This is a genomic window from Rhizobacter sp., from assembly GCF_035702065.1.
In the GTDB taxonomy this organism is placed as follows: Bacteria; Pseudomonadota; Gammaproteobacteria; order Burkholderiales; family Burkholderiaceae_C; genus Rhizobacter.
This window is the reverse complement of the sequence record NZ_DASSRA010000213.1, coordinates 1-9,617: the sequence shown is the minus strand read 5'-3', so window position 1 is coordinate 9,617 and position 9,617 is coordinate 1. Positions and strand designations below refer to the sequence as shown.

General features: G+C 66.7%; 8 protein-coding genes. 2 read left to right on the top strand and 6 right to left on the bottom strand.

Annotated features, from left to right (window positions below; translation table 11 throughout):
• The 6 genes from VFL64_RS09975 to VFL64_RS09950 all read right to left on the bottom strand — a co-directional run.
• The coding region (locus VFL64_RS09975) for a methyl-accepting chemotaxis protein (protein ID WP_489540224.1) at nt 1–960 on the bottom strand (960 nt) is incomplete at its 3' end.
• 35 nt (nt 961–995) lie between these two features.
• Nucleotides 996–2,543 carry a methyl-accepting chemotaxis protein gene (locus VFL64_RS09970; RefSeq protein ID WP_489540223.1) on the bottom strand — a complete coding sequence of 516 codons (1,548 nt, stop codon included), beginning with the start codon at nt 2,541–2,543 and terminating at the stop codon, nt 996–998.
• A 25-nt stretch (nt 2,544–2,568) separates the two neighbouring features.
• A complete protein-coding gene (locus tag VFL64_RS09965; RefSeq protein WP_489540222.1) occupies nt 2,569–4,146 on the bottom strand; it encodes a methyl-accepting chemotaxis protein in 1,578 nt (525 codons plus the stop codon).
• A gap of 14 nt (nt 4,147–4,160) precedes the next feature.
• Nucleotides 4,161–6,272 carry a chemotaxis protein CheA gene (locus VFL64_RS09960; RefSeq protein WP_489540221.1) on the bottom strand — a complete coding sequence of 704 codons (2,112 nt, stop codon included), beginning with the start codon at nt 6,270–6,272 and terminating at the stop codon, nt 4,161–4,163.
• Nucleotides 6,273–6,327: 55 nt separating this feature from the next.
• Nucleotides 6,328–6,690 (bottom strand): response regulator, encoded by a 363-nt coding sequence (locus tag VFL64_RS09955; RefSeq protein WP_489540220.1) that lies wholly within the window; start codon nt 6,688–6,690, stop codon nt 6,328–6,330.
• A gap of 57 nt (nt 6,691–6,747) precedes the next feature.
• Complete coding sequence (locus VFL64_RS09950) at nt 6,748–7,209, bottom strand: hypothetical protein (RefSeq protein ID WP_489540219.1); 462 nt, start codon at nt 7,207–7,209, stop codon at nt 6,748–6,750.
• A 189-nt stretch (nt 7,210–7,398) separates the two neighbouring features.
• Between VFL64_RS09950 and VFL64_RS09945 the strand changes: the two genes are divergently transcribed.
• Together VFL64_RS09945 and VFL64_RS09940 are read left to right on the top strand one after the other, a co-directional pair.
• Nucleotides 7,399–8,568 carry a hybrid sensor histidine kinase/response regulator gene (locus VFL64_RS09945; protein ID WP_489540218.1) on the top strand — a complete coding sequence of 390 codons (1,170 nt, stop codon included), beginning with the start codon at nt 7,399–7,401 and terminating at the stop codon, nt 8,566–8,568.
• A gap of 35 nt (nt 8,569–8,603) precedes the next feature.
• Nucleotides 8,604–9,245 carry a response regulator gene (locus tag VFL64_RS09940; protein WP_489540217.1) on the top strand — a complete coding sequence of 214 codons (642 nt, stop codon included), beginning with the start codon at nt 8,604–8,606 and terminating at the stop codon, nt 9,243–9,245.
• Nucleotides 9,246–9,617: the final 372 nt, after the last annotated feature.

Sequence of the window (9,617 nt, the reverse complement as noted above, 5' to 3'; positions counted from 1 at the left end):
GTCGGCGCTCTGCTTCACGGTGCCGGTGAGCTGCTCCATCGACGAAGCGGCCTGCTGCAGGTTGCTTGCGGTCTGCTCGGTGCGCGCGCTCAGATCCTGGTTGCCGGTCGCGATCTCGCTGGAGGCGGTGGAGATGCTGTCGGTCGAGGCACGCACCTGGCCGACGATGCCGGCGAGCGAGTGCTGCATGCGCACCAGCGCGGCCGTCATCTCGGCCACTTCGTCGCGGCCTTGCGGTTCGATGCGGTGGGTCAGGTCGCCATCGGCCACGCGGCCGGCGAACTCCTTGACCCGCGTCACCGGCTGCACCACCGAGTGGCTGATGCGCCAGGCGATCAGGCCGCCGAGGACCGTGCTCAGGACGAGGCCGGCCACGAGGGCGGTCAGCACACCTTGCGTCACGCGCTCCACTGTGCCGAAGACCTGCTTGCTCACCAGGCTCACCGCGTTCTCGACGTTGTCGAGCAAGGCGGTGGCCTCGGCGTACGGGGCTTGCGTGGGCTTCATGGCCTCGAAAGCGTCCTTGGCATCGGCGAACCCGCTGGCCATCAGCTGGTCGGCCACCGGCACGAAGGCCTTGCGGTACGCCTGAATGTGGCCGCGAAACTGCTCCAGCTTTGCTTGGGCCTCGGCATTGCCGGCCACCAGGTCGGCATAGTCCTTCATGTTCTGGTCGATGCCTGCCTGGGCCTTGTCCCACGCAGCCTTGGCCTGCTTCATCCCGGCATCGTTGAAGATGGCCGCGACCATCGACGCTGCGGCAGCCTGGGACTCCAGCAGCCTGAACTTGCCGGAGACCGCGATGGCGTTCGCCGGCTGGATCTTCATGGTGATGCCGCTGAACGCCTTCTGGATGACCACGAGGCCAAAGCCGCTCACCGCGGCAAGCAGGACGCTCAACAGCAGCATCGTGCCAAAGCCGGCGAAGAGGCGGTTGCGAATGCGAAGACGACTGAGCATGGGCGAAGATCTGTGAAAGAGAGGAAGGCGGTGGGTCAGGCCGCGAGGCGGAAGGTGGCGACCACCTGGGCGAGCTGCTTGGCCTGTTCCTTCAACGACTCCGCGGCGGCGGCCGACTGCTCCACCAGGGCGGCGTTCTGCTGCGTCATCTGGTCGAGCTGGGTGACGGCGGTGTTGACCTGGCCGATGCCGTCGGATTGCTCCGAAGAGGCTGCGGTGATCTCGCCGATGATGTCGGAGACACGCTGCACCGAACCGACGATCTCGTTCATGGTGGCGCCGGCATCGGCGACCAGGCGCGAGCCGGTCTCGACCTTGTCGACGCTGGCGCCGATCAGGCCCTTGATCTCTTTCGCGGCCTCGGCCGAGCGACCAGCCAGGCTGCGCACTTCGGAGGCCACCACGGCGAAGCCGCGGCCCTGTTCACCGGCACGGGCCGCTTCGACCGCGGCGTTCAGCGCCAGGATGTTGGTCTGGAAGGCGATGCCGTCGATCACACCGATGATGTCGTTGATCTTCTTCGAGCTGGCCGTGATCTCGTCCATGGTGGACACGACCTGGGCCACCACGCTGCCGCCGCGCGCGGCCACTTCGGCGGCCGAAGCGGCGAGCTGGTTGGCCTGGGATGCCGAGTCGGCGCTCTGGCGCACGGTGGCGGTCAGTTGCTCCATCGACGAGGCCGTCTGCTGCAGGTTGCTCGCGGTCTGCTCGGTGCGTGCGCTCAGATCCTGGTTGCCGGTGGCGATCTCGGTCGAGGCGGTGGAGATGCTGTCGGTGGCGTTGCGCACCTGGCCCACCACGCGCTGCAGCGAGCCTTGCATGTCAGCCAGTGCGCGCAGGAGGTCGCCCAGTTCGTCTCGGCGGGTCGAGTCGATGCGCTGCGACAGGTTGTTGTCGGCGACCACGCGGGCCACTTGCACGGCTTCGAGGATCGGCGTCGTGACCGAGCGCGTGATGGCGAAGGCCATGCCGCCGCCCACGCCCAGGCTCAACAGGGCCAGCACCACCAGCATCACCTTGGCGGTGACGAGGCTGCCGCGCAGGTGTTCGTTGGTGGCGTCGACGTTCTTGCGCTCGTGCGCCTGCAGCGTGCCCATGGCGGCCACGTAGACGTTGGCGGCAGGCAGCAGCTTCTCCTTGAGCAGGTTCTCGGCGGCCAGCGGGTCGCCCACCTTCAGGTGCTCGTTCATCTCGTTGCGCAGGGCGATGTAGGCCTCGCGCTTCTGGCTGATGCTGGCCATCATCGTGCGGCTCTCGTCGCTGTTGATGCCGGCATCCACTTCCTTTTGCAGGCGGGTGATCTCGGCCGAGGTTTCCTTCATCAGCGGGCCGAAGTAGGCCTCGACATCAGGCTGACCGGCCGACTTGGCGATGGCCACCGTGCGGGCCAGGTTGAGCTGGGTCTTGCCCTTCCAGTCGTCGACTGAGTTGGCCAGCTTCTGCGTGGCTTCGGCCGCGTCGATGGCGCGGGTGGTCTGGGCCATCTGGATGTAGGCCACGCTCACCGTCACCAGCAGCAAGGCCAGCACCGCGCCGAAGCCAATGGTCAAGCGGGTGCCGATTCTGAGGTTGTTGAGGCTCATGATGTGTCCTATTACTGCAGAGGTTTCAGGCGTGGTTGCTCAACCGGAAGGTCGATACGACCTCGGTGAGGCTGCGGGCTTGCTGCTTGAGGCTTTCGGCGGCGGCGGCCGACTCTTCGACCAGGGCCGCGTTTTGCTGCGTCATCTGGTCGAGCTGGCCGACGGCGGTGTTGACCTGGCCGATGCCGTCGCTTTGCTCGGACGAGGTCGCGGTGATCTCGCCGATGATGTCGGAGACGCGTTTCACCGAGCCGACGATCTCGGTCATCGTCGCACCCGCATCGGCCACCAGGCGCGAACCGGCCTCGACGCGGTCGACGCTGGCGGCGATCAGGCTCTTGATCTCCTTGGCGGCTTCGGCCGAGCGGCCGGCCAGGCTGCGCACTTCGGAGGCCACCACCGCGAAGCCGCGGCCCTGCTCGCCGGCACGCGCCGCTTCCACGGCGGCGTTCAGCGCGAGGATGTTGGTCTGGAAGGCGATGCCGTCGATCACGCCGATGATGTCGCTGATCTTCTTGGAGCTGGCGTTGATCTCGTCCATGGTGCTCACCACCTGCGAGACCACGTTGCCACCGCGTGCGGCCACTTCGGCGGCCGATGAAGCCAGCTGATTGGCCTGGCGCGCTGAGTCGGCGCTTTGCTTGACGGTGCCGGTGAGCTGCTCCATCGAGCTGGCGGCCTGCTGCAGGTTGCTGGCGGTCTGCTCGGTGCGGGCGCTCAGGTCCTGGTTGCCGGTTGCGATCTCGGCGGATGCGGTCGTGATGCTGTCGGTGGAGGTGCGCACCTGGCCCACCAGCTGGCGCAACGATGTGCGCATCTGCGACAGCGTGCTCAGCAGGCTGGACGCTTCGTCCTTGCCCGCGGTGTCGATGGGGCGCTCGGTCAGGTCGCCTTGGGCGATGGCTTGCGCGAGCTGCTGGGCCGAGCTCAGCGGCTTGCAGATCGACTGCATGTTCACCAGCGTGAGCGGGGTGATGACGACCAGCATGACGCCAATGGCCGCGAACAGCAGCAGGGTCACCGTGTTGCCCACCGCCTGCAGGCGCTGCTGCCCTGCGGCTGCGCTGCCGTCGATGTCTTTCGCGAGCGTCTCGATGGAGGCGAGGGCGCGTGTGTAGTCGCCTTCGGCACGCTTGACCAGCGCGACGGCCGCCCGCGCGGTGTCGAACGACTGCGCCTCCAGTTGCTTCAGCACCGGCGTGAAGCTGGTCTTGAAGTTGGCCACCAGGGCCATCGATTCCTGGGCCTTGGCGATCTGCGCCGGGTCATGCAGGGCTGCAATCAGCTGCTTGCCCGAGGCATCGATCTCGTCGAACGACTTCAGCCACGCCGTCTTCGCCTTGGCAAAGTTGTCGGGCGATTCGTATTGGATCAGCAGGTCTTTCTCATGCAGCCTGAGCTGGTACATGGTGGTGCGCATGTCGCCGATGCGCTGCAGCGCGGCGAACTCGCTGTTGAAGAAGGACATGCTCACCGAGTTGCCGTAGAGCTGGCCCACCAGCCCCACTGCACCCACGATGAGCAGCGACACCGTCACCATCGCGACGGCGCTGAGCATGCGCGTGCGAATGGTGAAGCTGCGGACGAGGCTGTTCAAGTTCATGTCGTGACCTGTGCTCAGTGGCGCGAGCGGCGTACGAGGCTGCCCACGTCCAGGATCAGGGCCACGCGGCCGTCGCCCATGATCGTGGCGCCCGACACGTCGTTGACCTTGCGGTAGTTGGCTTCGAGGTTCTTCACCACCACCTGCTGCTGGCCGAGGAGCTCGTCCACCAGCAGGGCGATGCGGCCGCCTTCGGCCTCCACCACCACCATGATTCCGCTCACGTGCTCGAAGTCGAAGCGCGGCACGTTGAAGACGTGTTCCATCTCCAGCACCGGCATGTACTCGTCGCGCACCTCGACCACGCGGCCGCTGCCGCCGATGGTCTTGACCATGTCGGGCTGCACCTGGAACGACTCGACGACGGAGCTGAGCGGGAGGATGTAGACCTCTTCGCCCACACCGATCGACATGCCGTCCATGATGGCCAGCGTGAGCGGCAGGCGCACCTTGACGCTCATGCCATAGCCTTCGGCGGAGTCGATGTCGACCGTGCCGCCGAGGGCGGTGATGTTCTTCTTGACCACGTCCATGCCGACACCGCGGCCCGACACGTCGGTGACCACGTCGGCGGTGGAGAAGCCGGGGGCGAAGATCAGGCCCCAGACCTCTTGATCTGTCATCGAATCGGGTGCCGGGATGCCGCGCTCGCGGGCCTTCTTGAGCAGCTTCTCGCGCGACAGGCCGCGGCCGTCGTCGCGCACTTCGATGACGATCGAGCCGCCCTGGTGCGACGCCGACAGGGTGATGGTGCCGGTCTCGGGCTTGCCCTTGGCCAGTCGGTCTGCCGGCGACTCGATGCCGTGGTCGCAGGAGTTGCGCACCAGGTGGGTCAGCGGGTCGGTGATCTTCTCGACCAGGCCCTTGTCCAGCTCGGTGGCTTCACCTTGCGTCACGAAGTCGACCTTCTTGCCCAGCTTGGCGGCCAGGTCGCGCAGCATGCGCGGGAAGCGGCTGAACACCATCGACATCGGGATCATGCGGATCGACATCACCGACTCTTGCAAGTCGCGGGTGTTGCGGTCCAGGTCGGCCAGGCCGGCAGCGAGCTGCTGGTACATGGCCGGGTCCATGCCCTGGGTGTTCTGGGCCAGCATGGCCTGGGTGATGACCAGCTCGCCCACCAGGTTGATGAGCTGGTCGACCTTCTCGACCGAGACGCGCAGGGTCGAGGCCTCGACGGCGGCGGCCGGCTTGTCGGCCTTGGGTGCCGCCTTGGGCGCCGCCTTGGGGGCTGCAGCGACTTCGCCCGCGGGCGCACCGGCAGCCGCCTGGCTGGGCGCGCCGGGTGCGTCCTCGAAGAAGCCGTAGCCCACGTCGGCCTTCTCGGGCTCGGGGGCGCCCGGGGCGCCTTCGTGGAAGCCGAAGCCCGGGCCCAGCGGCAGCAGGTTGACCTGCTCGCGGGCCACGTGGAAGGTCAGCAGGTCCAGCAGGTCGCTGTCGGTGCTGGTGGTGCACACCTTGAAGCGGCGCATGCCGTCGGCCGGCATGCCGTTGTCCAGCGGCTCGATGGTGCCGAGGTCGGTGATTTCCTTGAACAGGTCGATGATGTTGTTGGCGTCGTCCGGCTTGTCCATCGGGCCGACGCGCAGCTCGATCACGCGGGCGGCGTTGGCCGCGGCGGGAGCGGCCATCACGGCGGGCTCGGCGGGCTTGGCCGCCGGCGCGGGGGCGGCCACCGGGGCGCTGACCACGGGCGTTTCGCCGGCCACCATGGCGCGGATATTGAACAGCAGCTCGGTGGTGTCGAGCTCGTCGCCTTCGCCGCTGTTCTGGTGGCGGGCGAGCTGGGCGCGCAGGGCGTCGCCCGACTGCAGCAGCACGTCGACCATCGCGGCGGTGGGCTCCAGCTCGTGGCGGCGCAGCTTGTCGAGCAGCGTCTCCATCTGGTGCGTGAGCTCGGCCACATCCTTGAAACCAAAGGTGGCGGCACCGCCCTTGATGGAGTGGGCGCAACGGAAGATGGCGTTCATCTCCTCGTCGTCCGGAGCATCGACGTTGAAGTCGAGCAGCAGCTTCTCCATGCGGTCGAGGTTTTCGCCCGCTTCTTCGAAGAAGACCTGATAGAACTGGCTCAGGTCGATGCCGGCGCTCAGTTGAGAGCCTTCAGAGGACATCTCGCCCATGGCGGTGCTCCTGGATGTGTGAATGTTGTTGCGTGGGAGGCGGCGAGAGGGGCGCTTACTTCACGACCTTCTTGATCACTTCGATCAGCTTGGCCGGATCGAAGGGCTTGACCAGCCAGCCCGTCGCACCCGCTGCGCGGCCCGCCTGCTTCATCTGGTCGCTCGACTCGGTGGTCAGGATCAGGATGGGCGTGCTCTTGAACTTGGGGTTGTCGCGCAGCTTCTTGGTCAGGCTGATGCCGTCCATGCGGGGCATGTTCTGGTCGGTCAGCACGAGATCGAAGTCACGCCCGTTCGACTTCTCGAAGGCGTCCTGGCCGTCCACGGCCTCCACGACGTTGTAGCCCGCGCTCTTGAGGGTGAAGGACACCATCTGGCGCATGGAGGCTGAATCGTCGACCGCGAGGATTGATTGCATGGCTTTCTCCGGGATATCTCGTTGAATTCGGTGGATGTGGATGTCGGGGATGGGGGCTCAGAACAGCTCGATGGATCCGACATCCATCTCGGCCTGTGTCACGGGGTTGGGGCGCAGCGGCACGTCTTCGACCGCGGCCATGCCGTCTTCGTCGTCGGCAAAGGTCTCGCGCGCCAGGCGGTCCACGCAGCTGCGCAGGCGCTTGTGGGTGTGGTTGATCAGCTGCGAGGCCATGTCCTGGAACTGCAGCGCCGTCACGGCGCCGCCCAGGTTCTGCATCACGTCGTTGAACACGGCGTCGCTGTCTTCCACGGTGTGGGGGTGCGAGCGCAAGGCGTTGATGTGGGCGGAGGCGCCATGGAAGCGCTGCATCAGCGTGTCGCAGGCGTCGGAAAGCAGCGTCTGGAGGCGATCCAGGTCGTTGCTCGCGCTCATCAGGTGGTCTTGCAGGTCGGCAGCTGCCATCAAGGGCATGCCACCGCCGCCGAACGCTTCCTGAGCTTCGTTCGCGTCTTCCATCGGCTTCAAATCTCCGCTCGGGTTGGGGCAGGGTGCACGCCGGGCAGGCGGGCACAACGGACTCATCTGAAGGGGATTTTCGGCAGCCGGGGCCCGGACATAAGGCCGATCACGGGTAATAAGTCCCGGCATTTCGCACGACTGCTGCACTGCAACCCCGGCCGGGCTTCCCTTGGCATACTGCCAACCATGTCACCCCCCTTGCCCCAAAAGCGCTTGCGCGTCCTGCACCTGGAGGATTCGGAACTCGACCACCAGCTGATGCTGGCCCACCTGCGCCGCAGCGGGGTGGAGGTGGATGCCGTGCGCATCGACTCGGAGGCCGAGTTCCTGTCCGCCATCGAGCCCGAGCAGAACTGGGACGTGGTGGTCTCCGACTACAACCTGCCCGGGTTTTCCGGCCTGGTGGCGCTCGACCTGCTCAAGGCCAGCGCGCAGATGATCCCGTTCATCCTGGTCTCGGGCGAGATCGGCGAAGACACGGCAGTCGAGGCCATGCGCAATGGCGCGGCCGATTACCTGCTCAAGAACAACCTCATGCGCCTTGGCCCGGCCCTGCTGCATGCGGTAGAAACTCACGAACTGATGCTGGCCCGCCAGCGTGCCGACCGCGAGTTGGGCGAATCCAAGCAGCGCGTGCATGAGTTGGCGCAGCACCTGCAGACCAGCGTCGAGCACGAGCGCGCCGCCATCGCCCGCGAGATCCACGACGACGTCGGTGGCTCGCTCACCGCGCTCAAGTTCGACCTGGCCTGGATCGCCCGCCATTCCGACTCGCCCGAGGTGCTGGCGCGGGTGAACTCGGCGCTGGAAACCGTCAACCACGCCATCGAGGCCAGCCAGCGGGTGATGCACAACCTGCGCCCCGCCATCCTGGAGCAGGGCCTGGTCGCCGCCCTGCAGTGGATGGCCAGCCGTTTCGAGAAGCGCACGGGTGTGACCTGCGAGTTCCGCTCGCGCCACGAGCACCTGAGCCTGCCCGCCGGCGTGCCGCTGGTGGCCTACCGGGCCGCGCAGGAGGCGCTGACCAACGTGTCCAAGCACGCCGAGGCGACCCAGGTGCACATCGACCTCTCGCTCGCCGGGGGCGTGCTGTCGCTGGAGATCAGCGACAACGGCCGCGGCCTCAGTCAGGACGACCTGGCCAAGGCGCGCTCCTTCGGCATCCGCGGCCTGCACGAGCGGGCCGGCACGGTGGGTGGTTGGGTCGACCTGAGCAGCAGCCCGGCGGGCACCACCCTGATCCTGTCGATCCCGCTGGGGCAGGGCGACGGGGTCGACGTGGAGCTGGCTGCATCGCAGGAAGAGCCCGCACTCGCTTCCGGGCCGTACGATCCGACGGTATGGGGCGCTCTATGATGGTTTTCAACCCGCGCTGTGACTGACCTGACGCCATGATCAAAGTCTTGCTCTGCGACGACCACGCGCTGATCCGGCGTGGCATCCGCGACACCCTGTCCGACGCGCCCGACATCCAGGTCATCGGCGAAGCCGGCGACTACGGTGAACTGCGAACCCTGATGCGCACGGTCGGCGAGGCCGATGTGCTGGTGCTCGACATCAACCTGCCCGGCCGCAGCGGGCTCGACGTGCTGCATGTGCTCAAGGACGAAGGCACCACCATGCGGGTGCTGGTGGTCTCGATGTACCCCGAAGACCAGTACGCCATCCGCGCCCTGCGGGCGGGGGCGTATGGCTACGTCAACAAGGGCGGCGACCCGCAGCTGATCGTGCAGGCGGTGCGCACGGTGGGGCAGGGGCGCAAGTACGTGACGCCCGAGATCGCGCAGATGCTGGTGGAGTCGTTGACGACACCCGGTACGGAGGCGGCGCACGAGAAGCTCTCGGATCGGGAACTGCAGACGCTGGTGATGATTGCGTCCGGCAAGCGCTTGTCCGATATCGCGGAGGAGCTGACCCTGTCGCCCAAGACGGTGAGCGTGTACCGGGCGCGGGTGCTGGAGAAGCTGGGCTTGTCCAACAACTCGGAGATGACGGTGTATGCGATTCGGAATGGCTTGGTGGGCGGGGAGTAGCTCACTTAGTGGGGCGGTCGCAACCACCCGTTCGCGCATCACCGTCCGCTCAGGCTGAGGTATCGAAGCCCCGTGCCTGCATTCGCATGAGGCGCTTGTTCACTGCGTGAGGCCGCTGCCGGGTGTTCGGCCCGGCGGCCGACCCCCTTTCTTGTGTCGACAAAAAAGGGGGCAAAGAAGCGACCCCTGCCTCCTCGGCCCTCGCGTAGCGAGGGCTGCCTTGCGCTGCTCGGTCATGGGGGCTCGCGCCCAACTCACTACGCGGCCTGTGGCCGCTGCGTTCAGACAGGCGGCGCGAAGTCAGAGGACGAGGCGTGCTGCGCACGCAGCCCCCAAGCCCTGCGCTGCTCAGCTCGTCCGAAGGGGAAGAGC

Bases quoted from the DNA above. Each gene is read 5' to 3' on its own strand.
- VFL64_RS09970 (WP_489540223.1), bottom strand. From the start codon at position 2,543: ATGAGCCTCAACAACCTCAGAATCGGCACCCGCTTGACCATTGGCTTC.
- VFL64_RS09965 (WP_489540222.1), bottom strand. From the start codon at position 4,146: ATGAACTTGAACAGCCTCGTCCGCAGCTTCACCATTCGCACGCGCATG.
- VFL64_RS09960 (WP_489540221.1), bottom strand. From the start codon at position 6,272: ATGGGCGAGATGTCCTCTGAAGGCTCTCAACTGAGCGCCGGCATCGAC.
- VFL64_RS09955 (WP_489540220.1), bottom strand. From the start codon at position 6,690: ATGCAATCAATCCTCGCGGTCGACGATTCAGCCTCCATGCGCCAGATG.
- VFL64_RS09950 (WP_489540219.1), bottom strand. From the start codon at position 7,209: ATGGAAGACGCGAACGAAGCTCAGGAAGCGTTCGGCGGCGGTGGCATG.
- VFL64_RS09945 (WP_489540218.1), top strand. From the start codon at position 7,399: ATGTCACCCCCCTTGCCCCAAAAGCGCTTGCGCGTCCTGCACCTGGAG.
- VFL64_RS09940 (WP_489540217.1), top strand. From the start codon at position 8,604: ATGATCAAAGTCTTGCTCTGCGACGACCACGCGCTGATCCGGCGTGGC.